The sequence below is a fragment of the Pedobacter cryoconitis genome (genome assembly GCF_014207135.1).
GTDB lineage: Bacteria > Bacteroidota > Bacteroidia > Sphingobacteriales > Sphingobacteriaceae > Pedobacter > Pedobacter cryoconitis_D.
Genome location: NZ_JACHCC010000016.1, coordinates 60,596 through 82,720, shown reverse-complemented (window position 1 = coordinate 82,720; position 22,125 = coordinate 60,596). Strand labels below are relative to the sequence as shown.

Here is a 22,125-nt window from a genome sequence, read left to right as displayed (position 1 = left end):
TGAATATCGGGGTATTACACCCGATACCGAACTCAAAAACAAACAGGTTTAAGGCTCTGTTTTTCCTTTACAACTTATTTACGGTATAATTGCAGCATACTTGTCTAATGGGCAAAAAAACTCAAGAATTTAACAAAGATTTACTGATATTAATTTAATTATTATTCATCCTATGACAAAAGTCACTTCTCTCCTTTTCCTCTTATTTTTAACAACAAATTGCTTCTCACAGGAAAAAATAAAATATTTCGATGCAGACTGGGAACAGACCGACAAAGAGAATATGGTTTATTACCGGCCGCTTCCACAGCTCGTAAACGGAAAATATCTTTTTAAGGATTACTACAAATCTGGTAAACTACAATCCGAGGGTCTGTCCTTATCTCAGACAGAAGATAAATTTGAGGGTATTGTGAAATACTACGCTGAAAACGGACGACTTACCGAAGAATCCCGTTTTGAAAAGGGTAAGTTGAATGGAAAAAGTACTGGCTATGATGAAAAAGGAAGAGTAGTATTCACTGGAACCAATAAAGATGGCGACCAGCTCAAGCGTACCACATTCTTGTACAAAGGGGACCCGGATGATGAAAACAAATCTTTACTCTTTAATGTTGCGATAGATTATGAGGGTGAAGAAAGAGTAAAACAGACTATATATGATACAGATATACATGGAATCAGAGCCGAGTCTTATTTTGCTGAATTGAAGGCTAAATTTTATGATACAGGCGGTAAGTTATTGGGAGAAATGATTTTCGGCCTGGATGGAAATCCAAATAACGGAATTTTAGTAGAGTACATCTATGAACCGTCAATGAAGGTTGATAAAATAATCACATACAAAGACGGAGTAATCCAGACAAAATAAAAAAAGCCGGTTGATCATAGATCAACCGGCTTTTTCATAACTATACTACGATTTATTTCTTTCCGATATTAAACCGGACATTAATTTCAAAATCGCCTCCGGTATAACCTTTAATAGCTGAAGTTGCTGTATTATAGTAAGCCATAATATATACGCTTGACAAATAATTAACTCCCACTCCTACGGTTGCATTTTCGGTACTGTGATACATCCCCATTACATATAATTTATCTTCAGCGAAGCTCACATTTGCCCCTGCATCCCATAAATTATTGTAATTTTTGATCCCTCTGAATACTCCCTTAGGCTCCAGATTAACACTATTCAAACCACTGCCCAGAGCAAATTTATAACTGATCGCAGAATAAAAAGTTGGTTTATCTGCATAGCTTAAATCATCCTTTCTGAGTACAGAGCGCAAATTAGGCAACGCACCTTCAATATTCAGGCCTTTTGAGGTATAGGAAACACCAAAATCCCCGTCAAGGTAATAACCCCTGTCATTGAAACGTGCAATTGACGGATCATTCGGATCACTGTTATGCAGCTCGTTCAAATCAAATCTATCCTTACTGGTTCCAAAGGAAACACCAAAATTCAGCTGCTGATCTTCCCCGTTTACAGGCAGATGATAAGCAAAAGTGGCTACTGCCTTTGTAAACTGGATACTTCCTGCTTTTTCATTAAACACATTGATACCCAAACCAACCTTATTCAGCTGCTGATCAATAGTCAGCCCCTGAGTGACTGGCGCACCAGGTATATTTGACCACTGTTTGCGAAAGCTCCCGTTGATATTCAAACCACTGTTTATACCCGCAAAAGATGGGTTAGTCAGATATTTGTTCTGAAAGTACTGCGCATTTAATGGCTGGATCTGTGCTTTGGTTGTGTTTAAAAATAAAACTGTATTTGCAAATAAGAAGACGATAACGCGACCCATTTGCTTCATATATTTCATTACTCTCATGTCTTGTAAATTAGTCTCTTATAATATTGATATAACCTTTAAAATTCTTGATGTTAGGCCCCATATCAAGGATGTAATAATAGGTGCCTTCTGCTAAAGGACTACCGTTTAAAGTGCCATCCCAATCATTAGCATAAGCTTGTCTGGTATAAATCACCCGACCAGTTTTATCAAAAATTCTCAGTGTATTGTTAGGATATAAATCAATATTCTTAATCACGAATTTATCATTGATACCATCCCCGTTTGGTGTAATTACAGTACCAGCTTCCAGCTTGTAATCATCTAAAACTGTAATATTGATTGTCTGATTTGTGTTACAGCCGCTGGCATTACTTACTGTTACTGTATAAGTACCACTTTGTTTTGGTCTGATAGTCAGTACAGGACTATTTTGTCCTGATAGCACATCGTTACCTGTCCAGCTGTACCTTGCTCCTCCTGATGCCGTTAACTGGATAACATCACCTTTAGATATACTTAAAGGTTTATCACTTCCAATCTGAATCATCGGCAAAGCATTGACAGTTACTACTGCATTCCCAGTTTGCGGTTGGCTGGCATAAGCATCAGCAACACTTAAAAGCGTGTAAGTAAATACGCCCGGCTGATTAACAGGAACACTTACAGTAGCTACTGCAGTATTAGCCGTAATCGTTTTACGGCTTCCGTTCAGCGTATAAGTAAAGGTATATGGAGCTGTACCATTAGAACCTGTGAAAGTAATCACCGGAGTTCCTGAATTCGCACAAAGCTGTGTTGTACCTGAAATATTTGCTAAAGGAAGTGATTGTACAATCACAGTTGCTGCTCCTGTTTGCGGCTGACCACAATTTGCATCGTTTACGCTAATCAGATTATAAGCATAAGACCCTGGTGTATTTGTAGGTACCTGAACCGTTACCGTATTACCAGTGGTTGTGGTCACAGTTTTAGCCGTTCCGCCGTTGATATTATAAGTAAAGGTATATGGAGCTGTTCCTTTTGCACCAGTGAAAGTGATTACCGGTGAAGGTACATTTACACCAACAGAAGTACTGCCTGAAATACTAGCTGTCGCTAACGCATTGACTGTAATTGTAGCATTCCCTGTTTGTGCCTGCGATGTATTCGCATCACTTACATTAATCAGGTTATAAACAAAAGAACCGGCCACATTAACTGGCGCCTGAACGGTTACTGTATTACCAGTAGTAGTTGTTACAGTTTGCGTTGCTGCTCCATTGATATTGTAAGTAAAAGTATAAGGTGCTGTACCATTAGAACCTGTGAAAGTAATTAATGGAGATCCGCTATTCATACAAACACTACCAGTACCAGAGATATTTGCTAAAGGCAATGATTGTACGATTACCGTTGCAGTTCCGGTTTGTGGCTGACCACAATTTGCATCACTTACATTAAGTAGATTATACACATAAGAACCTGACGTAGCTGTAGGTACCTGAACTGTTACTGTATTACCAGTTGTTGTTGTCACAGTTTGAGCTGCTGCTCCATTGATGTTATAAGTAAAGGTATATGGAGCTGTACCATTAGATCCCGTGAAAGTGATCAAAGGTGAAGTCGCATTTACAACAACCGATGCATTACCTGAAATACTTGCAGTTGCTAATGCATTGACTGTAATCGTCGCATTTCCTGTTTGCGTTTGCGAAGTATTGGCATCACTTACGCTAACCAGACTGTAAACAAAAGAACCAGCTACATTTACCGGCGCCTGAACAGTTACAGTATTACCTGTAGTAGTTGTTACAGTTTGTACTGCCGCTCCATTGATATTGTATGTAAAAGTATAAGGGGCTGTACCATTAGAACCCGTAAAAGTAATCACTGGGGCTCCGGTATTTACACAAACACTTCCTGTACCGGAAATAATTGCCACAGGTAATGGACTAACTGTAACCGTTGAAGAAACATTTTGGGTCTGACTGCTGTTTGCATCGGTAATTTTAGTCAGGGTATAAACAAAAGTACCAGCTGTAGCTGTCGGAACATTTACAGTCACCGTATTTCCTGAAGCCGTTAATGTCTGATCGGCCCCATTATTAATATGGTACGTAAAAGTAAATGGTGCAGTACCGGTGGTAGCAGTAAATGTAATTACCGGAGACGGTGCATTTACCGCGACATTTGTTGTTCCGCTGATACTACCTGCTGCTCTTGCCAGGATTTGTAGAACTGCCGGTTTATAATTAAGTGCATAGTTTGAACCCAGAGACAGACTACCTACCAGGATATTATAATTTCCTGTTTCTTCTCCCGTTTCCCTGATTAGGCTGCCAGAAAAAATATCTGTACCAATCAGTGGAGATGAAGTCGTATAAGTCAGCATCGGATCTAGATCACCAAAGAACTTCTGTCTTGCATCTGCAGTAACCACTATAGGTTTAGGCAATATGGTTAATACTTGCTGTTTCGTTGCAGGATTAAATAAAGCATCACCGGCCTGACTTGCTGTTATGGTAACCACACCTGCTTTTAGAAGCTGTATTTTATTGTCTGTTACCGTAGCAATGCTAACATCACTGCTAGCATAAGTGATATTGGTATTTGGATTATCACTCGTTGCACCCGCATCTAAATCCGGATCACCATAAGTAACACTTCTGGTTGGAGCAAATGTAATTGTTTGATTTTTTTTGACATAGCTGTCGTCACGGCTATACCAGATTGGAGAAGTAATAATGCGGCTGCCATCTGTTTCCACAATATCAGCATAATAGTAACCTGTTGCCAGATTAGCCAGTGCATCATGGGTATAACTTAATGTTCCTGAAGCACTGTTAGTCACTTCAACCGCGTTTACACCACTACCAGGTGTTCCATATAATAACCTGATACTGGTTACTGGACTTGTAGTTGCCGCATTTACTGATATCGCCGGAGCACCAGCACCAGTAAATACACTACCTACAGGTTGTTTATTCAATAAAAACGTCACTTTTGCCGCAGAATCTTCTGAAGCGTAAAAACGCATTTTCTTAATCGCATCCAGCAAGTCATTTTCTGTCAGTGCCGGAGCAAGTACAACTAACCTCGCACGGGTATGACGACCAAAGGTCAGGTTATGGTTATCATGGTCAATCGTTGCCCCAAGGTGATATCCCCTTGACAGCATCCGGTTATAATAACTTAAGTAACTCATAGACGAAGCAGGATCTGAATAAGTAATATTCGTCGAAAATGCCGGTCCGCTTTCTAAAGCTGCTCCTACAATAGCACTATCCGCACTAAGATCATAAGTAGCTGAAATATTATTGAAATCGGTTGTATTGGGGTGAGCTAAGGTAGCTATCGCATTCAGCCCATGACGGTTAATAATCCTGAATAAACCATTCGGCCCGGTATAAGTACTCTTAGGTACATAAATCTGGTTTTCTCCAGGTTCCCATCCAATCAGTGAATCAATACCATAAACAATCACGTGTCCACCACCACTGATTACACCCCACTCCATCCCATGAAGCGCCAGGAATGTAGAGGTAGTTGCCTTTTTTGCAGCATCAATACCCGGCTGCCAGTTAGCCAGTGACATACCTGCCTGCGTATGGTTATGCTCTGATATACCCAGGAAATCCATTTTCATAGAGTTCTTGGCAAACGCATAATCATCTTCTGGTTTTTTCTTTGTATCATCTTTATTTCCATCCGAATAACTACTGTGACTATGTAAGTTTCCGTAATAGAAATTAAGGTTATTCGCATCTAAAATCCCTGTTTTCCGGCTGCCTGTCAATGGCGCACTTGTCAGATATAAAGGACCACCTGCACAGCTGCTGTTCAATGAAAACAGGTAGAAATAATAGGTCGTATTCTGCGCCAGACCGCTTCTTGTAAAGCTATTGCCTGTACCCCTTTTGATAACAATACCACCACCTAACTGATCACCCACATTATACACAGTCTGGTTAAGTGGATTTGAAGTAAGGGTATTACTTGTACTCATCACAACCAGGTACTCATCTGCATTACTTGCCGCGTTATAACTACCCTGGATGAAATTATAGTTGGAAGAAGTGATTGTAAAATTAGTTGGCTGATCTGCCGGTGTTATACAGGCGGCCAGTGTTTTTGTAGTTGCAGTTCCGGTTAAATAACCTGTAGTCAGATATTTTGGACCACCGGTACAGGAAACATTATTTAATGGAAAAATGAAATAATAGTAATTGGTAGAACTGGTTAATCCATTATCTGTAAAAGTATTGGTTACAATACGGCTGGAAACAATCCCGCCACCCAGTGCAGCACCAGTATTATAACTTACTCCATCCTGTGGAAACGCCGTTAACGTACTATTGGTACTGCGGATGATCAGATATTCATTAGCATCTGTAGAAGCCGTAAAGGTACCTGTGATACTATTTGTTTTCAGATTACTGAATACTAAAGCTGAAGGAGCCACTGCCGGGGCTGCACAGGCAGGCAGGTTAGGTGGAAAATGAACACCTAAACGGTTAGGATCATCATCATCTATGGCATTTTGAACGGTAGCCAAAGGTATTCTTGCCCAGTCATCAGCATTAAAAGTTGCACTAGGTGCAGTTACTGAAAGATTTCTGACATAAGACACATCTTTTGCATTTACGCCCTGTCCGAAAGCATCGATGATATTATTATTGGCATCCAGCAGGGTGATACCATCATTTCCATTAAAATTGATGACCGAGTTATTCGTCTGAGCTGCACTGGCAACCGTCAGATAAGGTACTTCACCAGCATTTCCGGTATTCGCTATTAACACAGTACCGAATGGTGGAATAATCACATTCAGGTTCATCGTCTGTGATGGCGTTGCTGTGATATTGATTGGTCCCGCATCACCCGAGATATTATATAAAGCAAGTTTTAACTGTGGAGAAGCAGTATTCACAGGACTACTGCTCAGGTTTGTTAACTCAATCCACTTATTAACTGATAAACCTTCATAATACTGACTGATAATAACGGGAGCACTAACCAGCGGAGGATTAGCGGTACTTACATTCAGCGTACTGATGGTAGTCTGAAGATTTGGTACTGGCGTCACTGCATCAGCCGAAACAGTATAGATAGTATAAGCAGTAGAAACAGTTAATCCACTAATGGTGCTGGTAGCATCTGTATTTGCAGTGTTCAATATAGAACCCGATTTAAGCGCAGCTGCATTATTCCCATCCAGACCCGCTTTTACCTGTACAGCGGTTGTCGGTGCTGTGCCTGTTGCCGGAATCAACACATAATAAGTTGTACCAGCTTCGTTGATATTACTTAACAAGTCAATTGAAGTTGTCGTCATATTATTGGTTTTAGGATAACCTGCGGTATTAACCGGAGGAGTCACATCCCCCAAACCAATTGTAGTTGCATTAACCGTAACAAATGCACTTTGAAGATTCGGCACAGTTGCCGCATCAGCAGCAGCAACATAGAGTTTATAAGCAGTTAAAGCCGTTAATCCATTAATCGTTGTAGCAGCATCTGCATTAGCAGTATTGATCAGTGAGCCAGCCTTAAATGCTGCATTTCCATTTCCATCCAAACCAGATTTAACTTGCAGAGCAGTTGTAGGTGCTGTGCCTGTAGCAGGAAGCAACACATAATAAGTAATACCCGCTTCATTGATATTACTTAACAGGTCAATGGATGTTGCAGTAATATTACTGGTTTTTGGATAACCAGCAGTATTAACCGGAGGGGTCAGATCTACCGAACTGATTGTAGTCGCATTCAGCGAAGAGAATGTAGTCTGTACATTCGGAACCGCGTCCGCAGAAACTGTATAGACCTTATAAGCAGTTGAAGCCGTCAGTCCATTAATGGTTTTAGTTGCATCAGTATTAGCTGTATTAGCAAATGATCCGGCCTGAAGTGCTGCATTATTATTACCATCCAGACCTGCCTTGATCTGAGCAACAGTAGTTGGTGCTGTCCCTGAAGCAGGAATTAACACATAATAAGTTGTACCTGCTTCATTGATATTACTCAACAGATCAACTGAGGTAGCTGTAATGTTATTGATCTTAGGATAATTCACTGTATTTACCGGAGGCGTAGTATCTGCACCTCCTGCATCTGTTACAGTACCTCCGACAGTAAGCCCGTTTGTCCCTGATGCGGGCGAAAAGAACCCCCAGCCACCAGTAGCTGTTTGCCCTTTAGCATAAAAGCGCAGCGTGACAGTCGTAGTGGAAGGTACATTCTGTAAAACGGAAACTGCCGCAAGATTAATCGTCGGAAATTTAGGCGTCGCCCCTACTGTAGTAACCGTTGTAGGTGAACCAATTAATATAAAATTAGTTCCGTCAAGGCTATAGGCAAACTGATTATCAACCCCAGGACTGGCAAAAAAACTTGCTGTCCCCTGAAATATGGCATCTATTGAAGTCAGCGATAGCTTTTTCCCGGTGGCAGCCGTGAATTTCACTTCAAAATAGGCCTGATTAGCTACACTAATCGCGAGATTTTTAAAGCCCGTAGTCCTGAAAGAGTTTGCGCCGGCACTAGCTGAAGCCAGAGTCCCTCTGGTTAAATTAGGGGCGGCAGACAAACCAGGATCATAGACATTGGCTGTAGATGTAACTACAGTAGCTTGCCCCGTAAAATCCCAGCTGGCCAGCTGAGCATAAAGCTTTGCCGGCAAAAAGAGCGCAAAATAAAACAATAGTAGTAATGGTAAGAGTTTTCTCATATCTTGTTGGTTTGGTAAGTCGGTAAAAATATACAGAAAAACCAGCACCAATGTTAGGCTTTCATTAATTATTATATTTGTGGAAAACTAATTTCATCCTAACAATCAATAAGTTAACAATTACTCACCTTAAAAAGGCATTAAATACAGCTTAAGATCTATGAAAAAGATCTTGTAAGTACAGTCTTTGAACTTTGGCCTGACAGGTAAATAGTTCAGACTTTGTTCCTGTTTTCTTCAGTTCCATTCGAACAATCTTCGAAGGATCTTCGAACCAAGTCCGAACGAAGTTCGAATCAAAGTACATTTTCACTATCAATAAAAAAGGGTGCCGCTAATGGACACCCTTTTACAAAACAACACCTGGTTTAATTATGGGTTCATAATTTTGATCAGGTCTTTAGTGACTTTGAAATCAGGCTTAACGATTGTATTATCGTGTTGTGATGTCAACGGCGCATCTCTGTCTATCGCATAAGAAAGCACCCCTCCTTTTTTCCCGGTTGTTGGCTCCCATCTTGCATAATCATATGCGCGGCCTGTACCATTTCTAGGATAAATCACATCATCCCAGTAATTGCTTGGATAACCATTTTCTTCATAGAAAGAGAATCCGATAACAAACTGTTTGGACTGAATATAAGGCGAAAAAGTGTTCCAGGTACTTTGCATTCCACTCGTTCCGCGTCCATAGGCTTGCAAAAACAAGTAACTAATGTAAGTATTTGCTTGTCTGAACAGATTGTTGCTTCCACTCTGGTTAGTATCAAAAATCAGCAGTTTGCCTGTCGTTGATTTTGGACCAAAATATTGACTTAAAGCCTTAATCATACCTGCCTGTGTAGTTAAGGTAGCGCCAGTAGGATTATATTCTACGTCGAAGTCAATACCATCGTACCCCATCGCATTATAAGAATTATAAGTCGCTAATGCCCATGCGGCATAACCCGCAGCGTTATTGGTATAATGATTGGAATAAGCGGTGTCAGTTACTGAAGGGAAACCTTGTGTATTCACTACTTTAGTCCCTTTAGCGTGTAAAGCAGGGATGTAGGTGTTCTTAAGTGTAGTCCAGTAGGAAGAGCTTGGCGGCGTGTAATTAGAGAAATTACATACAATATCCAGGCTGTCCGGTACATCAGTCATAATCGGATCGTTTGCATTTCCCGAAACTGTCCTGTCACGCCATGTTCTGTAATAACCAACAGCTAGTTCATGCGAAGTAGCTTTATAGGCAATCAGACTTGCATTCGTTGCATTGGCTTCTGTTTTGCCGGTAGTACCACTGCCGCCCAGTTTCTCAATATCCTTTTTACAGGATGTCTGAACTAATAAAAAAATGCCTGCAGCCATTAAGACTGTCAGTTTTCCAGGATTAAATTGTTTTTTCATGTTATTTGGTTTTTGTAAATGGTTCTTAAGGGTTCATCATTTTGATGGCATGACGAGTATAGATATTATGTACGCCATTCGCAATCTGGTAATATTCGTTATCCATACCATAAGAACCAACACCTCCTTTGGTACCCTGGGTTGGCTGCCAAGCGGCATACTGATAAATCTGTACAGGATTGTATATGTAATTTGAATTTTGACCATCACCAGAGCCATCCTCAAAATCAACGATAGGTATAAACTGTTTAGGCAGGATGTAGGGCGCGTAACTATTGAAGGTTCCGGTCAGTGAACTGGTCTGGCGCCAGTAGGCTTGCTGAAACAGGTAATCTATTTTAGTATAGATTTGTTTAAAAAGGTTATTGGTTCCGCTTTGATTGGTATCAAAAATAAGCAGTTTCCCTGTTGTTGATTTTGGGCCGAAATATTGACTCAACGCATTGATCAACCCTACATCAGCAGTTAATACAGCCCCGGTAGGATTACTCTCTACATCCAGGTCAATCCCATCATAGCCCATCGCATTATAAGAATTATAGGTAGCTAATGCCCATGCTGCATAACCTGTGCTATTATTTGTATAATGGTTGGAATAAGCTGTATCGGTTACTGAAGGTAATGAAGTTGCATTGACAATCTTGGTTCCTTTAGCATGTAAAGCAGGAATATAAGTGTTTTTCAAAGCAGCCCAGTAAGGATTTCCGGCTGGGGTATAATCCGTGAAATTACTGATGATATCGACACTGTCAGGCATATCTGTCATTGCAGGTCCATTTGCATCACCAGAAACTAATTTATCGCCCCAGGTTCTGTAATAACCTACCATTAACTGGTGACTACTTTTTTTATAAGCAATCAGATCGGCATTAGAGGTGACGGCTGAACTGGCATTACGCACATTACCAGCCAAAGTATTGACTGTCCCGGTCTGGCTCGAAGTCTCCTTCTTACAGGATACCTGCACCAGCAAAAGAACACCTGCCGCTACTGTAGCGGTCAGGGTTCCGAAATTGAGTTTGTGTTTCATAGGTCTATATTTGTTTTTTAATAATTATCCATTTTAAAAATTCGCCTTATCTACATCCCACCAAAGCCTTGTTCCGCCATTATCCGGGCCATTTAAATATTTCTGTACAGCATTGTTAACAGCCTGTCCGTTGGTATTATATTCATTACTGGGATATGGAAGACGGCGGATCTGAATCTTTGTATCTATAGTACCACCGCTTAAATTATTGACAACCGGGAATAACTTAGGGTAACCTGTTCTGCGGAAATCTGCCCAGGCTTCCTGTCCGTCAGGAAATATAGCCAGCCATTTTTGAGTAATAATTCTTTCCAGTTTTTGCTCATTTGTAGCCGATGGATCCCATTTAATCGTAACTGTACTTAATGCTACAGCGTTATTGACTGCATTTTTCGGATCAGTATAAGCTGCAGGCAGACTGGTCGCATCACTCAGATAATTACCAGTACTGACACCCCATTGCTGCATAGAAGTAGTAATCCCTTTTTCATAATTTCCCTGGGCATCTCCTGCACCCGTCCAACCCCGCAAGGCAGCTTCTGCTTTTAAAAACCAGATTTCGGCTGCTGTCATAATCAGCTGAGGGGCTGATTGTGTAAAAGTTTTACTGGTGTTTAAACTGGAGTAACCATCATAATCAGTTCTGTTATTTAGTTTAAGCCCTATGCGGATACCTACATATTGCCCGTTTAACAAAGGATCTGTCGCCGGAGTACAATAAACAGGCAAACGCGGATCATTATATCCGGTCATATAAGTCTGCAAAGAAGCACCCATCCGGTTATCATCATAAGGCAGGGTAACTACATAGAGATCATTTTGTCTGCCGCCGGATTGTGAAATGGCCGCATCATCAGCTGGTGAACTTAACAATCCACCTACTGCACTCATCGCTTTTTCGGCCTGTTGCTGTGCCATTGCCGGATCAGCTTTAACGATACGCATCGCTAAACGAAGACGTAATGAATTGGCATATTTAAGCCATTTGGTATAATCTCCGTTATAAATCAGGTCTACACCTACCAAAGGCGCTTTACCTGGATTTGCACCGATAAATTTCTGCAGATTGGCCGAAGCAGTATCCAGCTGGCTAAAGAATGTCTGATAAACTGTTTTCTGATCATCATAGGGTATGGTGATCAGAGAAGTACCAGCTTTAGTATAAGGGATCGGACCAAAACGGTCTGTCACCCTGTCCATCGCTTCAATCTGTACCAGCTGTAAAACCGCAAACTGATCAGGTGACTTTGTTTTCAGACCAGCGGCCACTATTTTACTGATCGGCCCCATGACTTCCTTATACTGATTATTGAATCCACCGGCATTCCAGCCATCAATCAAAGCATAGTTCATATTGTTTACGCCGCCGGCAAAATTATCCGGGGACATCATATAACCGCAATAAGCGTCGGCGCTTAAATTCTGTGCAACCTGGTAATTGGCATAAATAGCCTGTTCAATCGGGCCAAATGCTGTAGACAGGATGGCAAGCGTCTGCGCGTCATTCAGTGAATTTGGATTGGTATCCAGCTTCTCGAAATTCTTTGTGCATCCTGACATCACTAAAATCATCAGGATCAACATAGGTTTTATATAAATATTCATGATTCTCAATTAAAATGTAACACCTAAATTCAAACCAATAGTTCTTGTAGCCGGCTGATTGAAAACATCAACTCCAGACAGCCCGTTACCTGTAGACATCGTGATTTCAGGATCAAAAGGGGCTTTTTTGTAGAAATAAAATAAGTTTCTGCCAGTCAGGGAAAGTTTGACATTCCTGATGGCTCCATGAGGGATCGGGAATGAATAACCGAGCGCCGCCTCACGTAAACGAACGACAGTCGCACTATAAATATATTGTTCTGAGATCCCGCCACTGCGTGAACCTACAGCTGTATACCAGGTTTGCGGATCAACTGTAGTAACCGCGTTGCCATTTTTATCTACTCCATTGATTTTAACACCACCATTTGCACGGGCATCGGCAGTAGCTGGCGAAACGCCATACGCATCCATAATAGATTGTGTTAATGATAACACATGTCCACCGAATTTACCATCAACCAGGAAGCTGAAACTAAATTTCTGATAAGTGAAGCTGTTACTCCAGCCTAACTGGAACTTAGGATTTGGATTACCTATATAGGTAGCGGCATTGCTTTTTTGAGGGGTATAAGGGTCTGCTTTTGTACCACTCCCATTCAACATGATCCGGTTTTGCGCATCACGAACGAATGTGATACCATAAATATCACCATAAGAACCTCCCTTTGTTAAAGCAGATGAATAAGAGCTGCCATCACTGCCTGTAAGAAAAAACTGGTTGATATTGTCTCTTGAATCGACATCAATCACTTTATTCCTGTTCATCGCTCCGTTTATACTCGTGTTCCAGGTCAACAGCCTGTCTTTTAAAACATCCGCCCCCAGAATAAACTCAATACCGGTATTCTGGATATTCCCTGCGTTCACATAACCGGTTGAGACCAAAGAGGCAACTACCGGTGCAATAGGTACATATTGATTTAAGGTATTGGTCTTGTAATAAGTAAAACTGAAGTTAACTCTGTTATCAGCAAAACGCATATCGGTTCCAAGCTCAAAGGATTTAGTTTTTTCCGGTTTTAAAGTATGAAATGCAGCTGCGGTATTAAAAACTAATGATCCCGCCTGGCTTTGCGTGTTTTGAATATAAGTCAGATAAGGTGGAACGGTATTACCTACTTCAGCATAAGTTCCGCGTAATTTAGCATAGCTGATTACTTTTGGCAGATTCAGCACCTGTGTCAGGATCACTGAAAGACCTGCTGAAGGATAGAAATAGGATATATTAGGGGTAAAGGCCAGATTGGACGACCAGTCTTTTCTTCCGGTAAGCGTCAGAAATGCCCAGTCTTTATAGGCTAAATTGGCATTGGCAAAAATAGCCTGCAGCTGACTGTGGTTCGGCGATACAGCGGTTGCATTACTGGTCGTATTGACTGTAGAGTTGGCTATTGCAGCGATTGTGTTGCCAGGAGTAAACAAATTTGGTGTTGAAAGATCACCTCTAACGGATATACCATCTGTTTGCTGATCTGTAATACTAGTTCCAATAATACCGTCTATTTTAAAATCAGAATGCGTTGGTACAGTAATACTGGCCAGGAAGTCACCATATTTCTGTTCCAGCACCTGATTGCTGTAAATCAGATACCCTCTGCCATTTCCATTAAACAAACTGGCTGTACCTGAATATCTGTCCGATTCAAATCTATCTGTAGTACGGTCTACATTTCCTCTGACCTGAACATTTAGCCAGCTGTTGATATCATATTTTACCTTTCCACTCAGCAATACACGGTTCCGTTTTGCTGTACTGATATCTCTGGTGATGATCCACCAGGGATTCTGCTGTAGTTCAGTGTTCTTCACAATCCAGTTCTGACGGTCAAATCCTGTCTGATCAGGAAATTCATACTGATTTTTATAAGGAGTTATATCCAGTCCTCTTGGAAAAAGGTATAAACCAGTTAGTGGATTCAGGTAAAAACCTAAGGCCGGACTATTGTCAATCTGCTGATTAACGTAGTTAATACTGGCATCAACAGTTAGTTTATTATTTAGAAAACGTGCAGTTTCCCTAAGATTGAAGTTATTTCTGTTTAACTTATTTCCAGGTTCAACACCTCTTGCATGAGTATTTGCATAAGAAAAATAGGTTTGCGCAACATCATTTCCACCGGAAAGGTTAACGGCATTGGTCAGGTTCTGTCCATTCTGGAAAAATTGTTTAAGATTGTCTTTGCTGCTTGAAATTGCAGGGCCCCAGCTATCCACCGCCCCTGTTGTGGTCTGTCCATACTGGTTTTGGAATTTTGGCTGGTAAGCAATATGGTCTACAGAGTAACTGGAAGAGTAATTAATCTCAGCTTTACCGGATTTGCCGGATTTGGTTGTGATCAGGATTACTCCATTTTGTGCCTGGCTACCATATAAAGCCGCCGCTGAGGCACCTTCCAGTACAGAAATACTGGCAATATCTTCTGGATTAAGATTTGAGATCCCATCTCCACCATCTGGTCCACCACCATAAGTGGTAGAATTCTGACCATTGGCATTCGCACTATTGGTAATCGGAACTCCGTCAATGACATATAGAGGCTGATTGGTTCCATTTGCTGAACGGCTACCTCTCAGAATTACTTTCGCGGAACTTCCAACTCCTCCTGCACTTGGTGAGATGGTTAAACCAGCCACCTTGCCATTCAGCGAATTCATTAAGTTATCTGTTTTAACCCGGTTTAGCTCCTCTCCGTTTACTTGCTGGGTAGCATAAGTCAGGGATTTTTCAGATCTTTTAATCCCCAATGCAGTAACCACAACTTCCGAAAGCCCTTCTGACTGTTGTTTTAAAACTACATTCAGATGTGCTTCATTATTAATCCTGATTTCCTGGTTTTCATAACCGATATAACTAAAGACTAAAGTACCGGTTCCATCGGGTAAATTTAATTTATAAATGCCTGCTACATTAGTTGTTGTACCTATAGTAGTCCCTTTCAGCTTTACATTTACGCCAGGTAATGGCCCACCTGTACCATCGCTGACTGTCCCCGTCACAGTGAATTGCTGAACAATAATCTTTTTTACTTCAGGATCTTCTTTCCTGGTAATCACAATGGTTTTACCAGCGATATTATAGGTTAACGGTAAACCTCTCAGGCATTGGTAAAGGACTTCATCCAGATTCTTATCCTGTACGGTGATGTCGATATTCCCTGTGTTTTTCAGCAGACCATTTTCATAGAAAAAAGTATAACCGCTTTGTTTTTTAATTTTTTTAAAAATCTTTACCAGTGGAGTGTTTTTTTCTGACAAAGTAACTTTCTGTGCAAACCCGGAGGCATGGACCTGAAGAACGGCTATAGTAATTAATAATGCAGTTATCTTCATCATAAGGAAGCATTTGTGGAATAAAAGCACATGATGTTTGTGACCATGCAAATAAAATTTCATAATTTGTACTGGTTTTAATTGATAATTTGATGAACTGTAACACATTTATTCAAGGCCTCAGTAAAACTATTTGCGAGAGCAAACGATGCCGGTTGTGTTCGAGCACTTCCGGCATTTTTTATGATTAGCCTGGGAGGGGATTCATAGTATAACTTTCTTCATACGTCTGGTGATTTGGTTAGTATTTGGTTAATTTGTTTTATCTTTCTTTCAAGGGGATACGATTACCTTCTTCCCTTCTATTTTAAAATTAATTTTACTGAGCTGAAGGACTTTAAGTACCTCTGAAAGCCGGGCATTCCTGGATATTTCCCCGCTAAACACACGTTCTTCTGGAATTTTACCATTAAAACTCACTTCTATATCATACCATCTGGCCAATTGGCGCATCACACTTTTAATATCCGAATTGTTGAAGGTGGTTTCTCCGTTTTTCCAGGCAACAATATCATCTACGTCTACATTTACTTTAGAAATAACACCGTTAACCAGGACTGACTGTTCATTAGGTTTGATCATCAATTCTGTATTTTTTTTATTCAGTGCAGAACCAGCTAAAGAAATCTTCACGCTACCTTCCAGTAAAGTTGTTTTAACAGCACTTTCGTCCGGATAGGTGTTCACATTAAAATGAGTACCTAAAACCTGTACCATCTGCCCTTCTGATTTCACAGAGAAAGGCATAGCTTTATTCTTAGTAACCTCAAAATAGGCTTCTCCTGTAATATTTACCTGACGTTGTGTACCCGTAAAAGCTGTTGGATAAGTGATTGATGATGCCGCATTCAGCCATACCCTGGTACCATCGGGCAAGGTCAGTTTATACTGTCCTCCGCGTGGAGTGGTCATCGTGTTATAAAGGACTACCCCTGTTCTGGCATTGTCTTTCTGATAAGCAATTTCTCCATTGGCCAGTTTTACAATACTGGCATTCCCTTGCCGGGTAAGCATCCCGTTTTTAGCATCGTTTAATACAATCTGAGAACCATCACTCAAACTCAATGTCGCTTTATTACTGCCAGGAAGAACATCATTAGCTATTTGCTGGTCTGCCGGTACTTCCTGTTTTGCAGTATAATTTTTCATCAGAAAGAATCCTGCAGATAAAGTCACCAGAATAACCGCTGCGGCGGATAAACGGCTCCAATTTAAATAGGATGTTCTTTTTGTATTTACTGCCGGAGGTAATCTTGCCCAGATTTCTTCACGGAGATGGACATAGTCTGGTTCCTGAAAACCTGTATCTGCATTTTTCGACACCTCATTATACCAATGCTCAACCAGAATCTTTTCTTCTGGTGTACAGATACCCTGCCGGTATTTTTCAAGTAATTGTTCCTGTATTGAGTCTAAGTCTCCCATGCAAGCCGGTTTAGGGTTGATTTACAGGTATAACGAGCTACTTAGGTGCAGGGAGTAGAAAAATATTAAAAAAAAAGTAAAAAACATACCCAGCTTTGCTTTAAGAATATGTAAAGCATTACTAACCTGCTTTTTAACGGTCTGATCAGAGATATTGAGTTGTTCGGAAATTTCTTTGTGCGTTTTGTATTCTTTGCGGCTGAGTTCAAAAATTGCCCTCATTTTTGCCGGCAGGCGCTGGACTTCCTGCTCGATCTGACTGGCCAGTTCGCGTTCAATACACAAAGCATCAGGTAATACAGGGGTATTGTCCATCAGCTCTTTTAAAGAGTTTGTATATTTTGCCTTTACCTGAGCATGTTTGATCAGGTCGAGAATCTTATTCCGTGTGCAGGTATATAAAAAAGCGCCGAGCGGAGGTTTGATGGTTTGCTCATTGACCCTGGTCCACAACATAGTGAATACTTCCTGAACCACATCTTTAGCATCTTCTTCGTTCTGGAGCATTTTTCTGGCGTGCCTGTAAAGTAATGGCCAGAACCGGTCATAAATTACTTCATAGGCATACTTCTCTCCTGCTATAAAGGCTAGCAGAATCTCGTTGTCGTCTAAATGCGAGAATTCTTTCAATCTTTGGTTAGATAGGATATGTTTAACAGGAATAATATTAATTAAATATTTTCAAAAAACATTATTTTCAATTCATTAAAACGTTAAACCTTAAATAGGAAACATTTCAGAATCAGGACTTAATCTATGAGTCTGTTGCGAAATTAACCAGCATTTATCAGTAAATTAATGGAATGGTAACTTATACTCAACTACCTGCGATTTGTGCAATAAATTAATTAAGTTAAATTTACGGTTTAACTTCATATATGGCCTCTCAGAAGAAATCTGCAATTGGATTTATTTTTATCACTTTATTGATTGACTTTACAGGATTTGGGATCATTATCCCTGTCCTTCCCAAATTAATAGAAGAACTCACTGGCGGAGGTTTAAGCATTGCTGCAGTTTATGGCGGCTGGCTGACCATTTCTTATTCGGTCATGCAGTTTATCAGCGCGCCTATACTGGGTGGCTTAAGCGATCGTTTTGGACGCAGACCAGTATTACTGGCTTCACTATTTGGTTTAGGTATAGATTATATCTTTCTGGCTTTTGCCCCTACTATTGCCTGGCTGTTTGCGGGAAGGATCTTTGCCGGAATTACAGGTGCCAGTTTTACAACTGCCATGGCTTACATTGCCGATGTCAGCCCGCCCGAAAAAAGATCACAAAACTTTGGTTTGATTGGTGCAGCTTTTGGGATTGGTTTTATTATAGGTCCGGTAATTGGTGGTGTTTTCAGCCAGTATGGTTTAAGAATTCCATTTATCATATCAGCGGTATTATCTTTAATCAACTGGTTGTACGGATACTTCATCCTGCCTGAATCACTGGCATTGGAAAACAGACGTAGTTTTGACTGGAAACGGGCAAATCCGATAGGTTCTTTACTGCATATCAAAAAATACCCGGCCCTGATAGGGCTGTTAGCAGCTTTATTTTTATTATATATTTCAGGACACGCGGTTCAATCCAGCTGGACTTACTATACGATGGAAAAATTTCACTGGAATGAAGCCTGGGTTGGTTATTCACTGGGTTTTGTCGGTATTGTAGTGGGAATAGTACAGGGCGGGTTAATCAGGGTAATCATTCCTAAAATCGGACAGGTAAAAGCTGTTTATTATGGTTTGATTCTATACATCATCGGATTTGTACTTTTTGCTTTTGCAACGCAAGGCTGGATGATGTTTGCTTTTATGCTCCCCTATGGCCTGGCGGGTATCTTTGGCCCGGCCATGCAGGGAATAATTTCCAATAATGTTGAGGCCAATGCACAGGGTGAGATACAGGGAGTTACAGCTGGTTTGATGAGCGCTGCAGCAATCATTGGTCCTTTACTGATGACTAATCTTTTTGCTTATTTTACCAATCCGCATCATACAGTTTATTTTCCGGGTGCACCGTTTATACTGGCAGCGATCCTGACTCTGATTGGCTTGTTTATATGTTCAGCAGCATTAAAAAAACATCATTCCTAGTCTTGTTTCAGGAAATAGATTGTTTCGGTCAGATTATTGATAAATTAGGATTTTAAATCAACTATGTTTAATCGTCCAATAAGAAGCATCCATGATTTTTTACTGAGTACCTATTTTGCAGATGGGCTGCGCATCACTTTTGGTGTACTGCTCCCCTCTTTGATTTTAGCTCAGTTCGGGATGTTGAAGTACGGAATGACTTTATCATTAGGTGCCTTATGCGTTAGTGTGGTAGATACTCCCGGGCCGATTGTTCACCGGAGAAATGCAATGCTGGTTACCACGGTACTCATCACCGTACTATCGGTTATTGTAGGCCTGACAAATAAGAGCCCTTATTTTATAGGAACACTACTGGTAGTTTGTAGTTTTCTGTTCTCTATGTTTTTTCTTTACGGTACCAGAGCCGCTTTGGTCGGTACTGCAACGCTATTGATTATGGTATTGAGTATTGACGATGTCCGTCCATGGAAAGACGTACTGATCTATTCTCTACTGGTATTCACGGGGAGCATCTGGTACTTCTCTTTAAGTTATTTCTTTTACCGGTTAAGACCCTACAGGCTTGTTCAGCAAACTTTAAGTGACTCTATCCATGAAGTGAGTGAATTTCTGCGGGCTAAAGCAAAATTCTATCATGAAAATATAAATTATGATGAAAATTATGCCGAGTTACTGCAACTCCAGGTTGGTGTTCATGAAAAACAAGATGCTGTAAGGGAAGTACTGTTCAAAACGCGTGAAATTGTCAGGGAATCTACTCCTGAAGGCCGCTTTTTATTACTAGTCTTTGTGGATATGGTTGACTTGTACGAACAGGTCATGTCTACCTATTATAACTATAATCAGTTGCATGATCAGTTTGACCAGGCCGGGATACTATCCCGCTATGAGCAGGTGATCAACAGGATTGCCTGGGAACTGGATGAAATTGCTTTTGCCCTGAAAACTGGTGGCACGCCCCGTCCTCCGGTAGTACTGACCGAGGATGTGAAGCTATTGAAGGAAGAGATCCTCACGCTGGAAAAAGAAAACAAGGATGGGAAGTATAATACGCTTGGATTAATCGCCCTGAAAAATATCGAGGTCAATATTGAAAATATATCAGCCAGGGTTAAAACAATCAATGGCTATTTCAATAAAAAGGAGAAAAAGAACCTGAAAAACAGCAGTGCTGTGGATACTGAGCGCTTTATTACCAGGCAGAAATTTGACGTTAAATTATTTTTTGACAACCTGACACTCAGTTCTTCAACTTTCAGACACTCTATGCGTGTGGCTATTGCCATGCTGATTGGTTACCTGGTTGCCAGGTTCCTCGACTCTTCGCATAGTTACTGGATCCTGTTAACTGTATTGGTTATTTCCAAACCCGCCTTTAGTTTAACCAAACAGCGAAATTATGAACGTCTGATTGGTACAGTGATCGGTGCATTTATTGGGATGGGGATACTGGTCTATATCCATGACAAACATACTTTGTTTTTCATCCTGCTGTTTTGTATGATCGGAACTTATAGTTTCCAGCGAAAGAACTATGTCGTGAGCGTATTGTTTATGACACCATATATTCTGGTCTTATTTGATTTCCTGGGTATGGGTAACCTGTCAATAGCCAGGGAACGGATTTTTGACACTTTGATTGGTTCGGGGATTGCCTTATTAGGCAGCTATACTTTATTTCCAAACTGGGAGAATAAAAATATTAAGGAAGCCATGCTGAACACCATCAGGGCGAATATGGATTATTTTAATCAGGTTACCTTATTGTATTTTGAAACCGAACACAACCTGACGAATTACCGAGTAGCCAGAAAAGAGGTCTATGTAACTTCAGCAAACCTTTCCTCTTTATTTCAGAAGATGTTCTCTGAGCCTAAGAGCAAACAACGGATGATGACTGAAATGCATCAGTTTACAGCGCTGAATCATTTGCTGTCTTCTTATATCGCCACCTTGTCTTTATATTATAAGGAGCATTCCTTTACGCTTTCAAATCCGGAGGAGTTAAAGCCAATAGTGAATAATACTTTATATCTCCTGAACTTATCTTCAGAGTACCTGATCAAAAATGAGCAGGAACAAAGTAATGTTCCACTGATCAAAAGTTTACAGGATGATCAGAAATCTATTCCTGAAAATGATATGATGATTATTGAGCAATATGATATGATCCAAAAGGTCGCTTATGATATCTTTAAGTTATGCGAAAAAATTAAAATCTAAAACTTAAGGTCGTTCGTTTTGTTATTATTGAACTAAGATTGCAAAACATGGAAAAACTATATACAGCTTCAGTATTGGCCAGGGACGGCCGGGACGGGCACATCAAATCAAGCGACGGCACTATCGAATTCGATGTCAGGACACCTAAGGAAATGGGTGGCCAGGGTGGTGCAACTAACCCGGAACAATTATTTGCAGCGGCCTGGGGACCTTGTTATCTGGGTGCATTACACGCGGTTGCTAAAAATGAAGGAATAGAAGTTGGGGATGCCACAGTTAATGTACAGGTCTCCTTTAATCAGGATGGAAATGCTTATGTATTGTCTGCCGAACTGGATGTACACATTCCAGGACTGAATCATGAGGAAGCCCAGAAACTGGCTGATAAAGCTCACCGGGCATGTCCTTATTCTAAAGCTACCCGTGGTAATATTGAGACCAGAGTAACAGCTATATAATCCGGATATAACCCTATGAATTTTAAATTTGCCGCTTTACGCAAACAATTTT

The 22,125-nt window shown here is 40.7% G+C and carries 12 protein-coding genes; 4 read left to right on the top strand and 8 right to left on the bottom strand.

Annotated elements, in window-relative coordinates; translation table 11 throughout:
* The first annotated feature begins 172 nt into the window (after window positions 1-172).
* Entirely contained in the window at window positions 173-871 is a 699-nt protein-coding gene (locus HDF25_RS24845; RefSeq protein ID WP_184629116.1) for a hypothetical protein, read from the top strand.
* Window positions 872-923: 52 nt separating this feature from the next.
* Here HDF25_RS24845 and HDF25_RS24840 read toward each other — a convergent pair whose 3' ends face one another.
* The 8 genes from HDF25_RS24840 to HDF25_RS24805 all read right to left on the bottom strand — a co-directional run bounded on the left by HDF25_RS24840 (window position 924) and on the right by HDF25_RS24805 (window position 17,926).
* Entirely contained in the window at window positions 924-1,841 is a 918-nt protein-coding gene (locus tag HDF25_RS24840) for a PorP/SprF family type IX secretion system membrane protein (protein WP_184629115.1), read from the bottom strand.
* Window positions 1,842-1,851: 10 nt separating this feature from the next.
* A complete protein-coding gene (locus HDF25_RS24835) occupies window positions 1,852-8,511 on the bottom strand; it encodes a gliding motility-associated C-terminal domain-containing protein (RefSeq protein ID WP_184629114.1) in 6,660 nt (2,219 codons plus the stop codon).
* 372 nt (window positions 8,512-8,883) lie between these two features.
* Window positions 8,884-9,903: a glycosyl hydrolase family 18 protein gene (locus HDF25_RS24830; RefSeq protein ID WP_184629113.1), complete on the bottom strand. Its 1,020-nt coding sequence runs from the start codon at window positions 9,901-9,903 to the stop codon at window positions 8,884-8,886.
* 25 nt (window positions 9,904-9,928) lie between these two features.
* Complete coding sequence (locus HDF25_RS24825; RefSeq protein WP_184629112.1) at window positions 9,929-10,933, bottom strand: glycoside hydrolase family 18; 1,005 nt, start codon at window positions 10,931-10,933, stop codon at window positions 9,929-9,931.
* A 33-nt stretch (window positions 10,934-10,966) separates the two neighbouring features.
* On the bottom strand, window positions 10,967-12,538 hold the full coding sequence (locus tag HDF25_RS24820) for a SusD/RagB family nutrient-binding outer membrane lipoprotein (protein WP_184629111.1): 1,572 nt from the start codon (window positions 12,536-12,538) through the stop codon (window positions 10,967-10,969).
* A gap of 9 nt (window positions 12,539-12,547) precedes the next feature.
* Window positions 12,548-15,874: a SusC/RagA family TonB-linked outer membrane protein gene (locus HDF25_RS24815; protein WP_260409464.1), complete on the bottom strand. Its 3,327-nt coding sequence runs from the start codon at window positions 15,872-15,874 to the stop codon at window positions 12,548-12,550.
* Window positions 15,875-16,144: 270 nt separating this feature from the next.
* Window positions 16,145-17,296, bottom strand: a complete 1,152-nt coding sequence (locus HDF25_RS24810) for a FecR family protein (RefSeq protein WP_184629110.1) — start codon at window positions 17,294-17,296, stop codon at window positions 16,145-16,147.
* A 21-nt stretch (window positions 17,297-17,317) separates the two neighbouring features.
* The gene (locus HDF25_RS24805; protein ID WP_184629109.1) at window positions 17,318-17,926 is read right to left on the bottom strand and encodes an RNA polymerase sigma factor; all 609 of its coding nucleotides are present in this window, start codon (window positions 17,924-17,926) and stop codon (window positions 17,318-17,320) included.
* Window positions 17,927-18,174: 248 nt separating this feature from the next.
* Here HDF25_RS24805 and HDF25_RS24800 point away from each other — a divergent pair, with 248 nt between their 5' ends.
* From HDF25_RS24800 to HDF25_RS24790, 3 genes are all read left to right on the top strand, one after another.
* Window positions 18,175-19,389, top strand: a complete 1,215-nt coding sequence (locus HDF25_RS24800) for a TCR/Tet family MFS transporter (protein WP_184629108.1) — start codon at window positions 18,175-18,177, stop codon at window positions 19,387-19,389.
* Window positions 19,390-19,452: 63 nt separating this feature from the next.
* On the top strand, window positions 19,453-21,615 hold the full coding sequence (locus HDF25_RS24795; protein ID WP_184629107.1) for an FUSC family protein: 2,163 nt from the start codon (window positions 19,453-19,455) through the stop codon (window positions 21,613-21,615).
* Window positions 21,616-21,662: 47 nt separating this feature from the next.
* On the top strand, window positions 21,663-22,073 hold the full coding sequence (locus tag HDF25_RS24790; protein ID WP_184629106.1) for an organic hydroperoxide resistance protein: 411 nt from the start codon (window positions 21,663-21,665) through the stop codon (window positions 22,071-22,073).
* Window positions 22,074-22,125: the final 52 nt, after the last annotated feature.